At 58.2% G+C, this 237-nt stretch carries 1 pseudogene; it reads right to left on the reverse strand.

Annotated elements, in window-relative coordinates:
* Positions 1-3 precede the first annotated feature (3 nt).
* A pseudogene (locus HMPREF2526_RS13085) lies at positions 4-237 on the reverse strand (HNH endonuclease); the annotation flags it as partial.

Consider the following 237-nt stretch of genomic DNA (forward strand, 5'->3'; position numbering starts at 1 on the left):
GTGTTAGCTGCTGTCGGGTGGTGGGTCCGGTGGCTGGGCTGGCGCTGTGGCTGCTTTTTCGGCGTTGAGTCTGGCGACTGCTTCTTGGTATTCGGGCATTGCGGTGATTGGTGTACCCCACGGTGGGATGAAGCTGACTCCGGTGTTGAGCCGGTACATGTAGCCGCGCCTGGTAGGCCTTTGTGGGTCATCGTCGTTAATACCGTTGTGGTAGGCGCACAAAAACGTCAGGTTCTT

Origin of the sequence: Corynebacterium sp. HMSC070E08 (assembly GCF_001808895.1) — a bacterium.
GTDB classification, from domain to species: domain Bacteria; phylum Actinomycetota; class Actinomycetes; order Mycobacteriales; family Mycobacteriaceae; genus Corynebacterium; species Corynebacterium hiratae.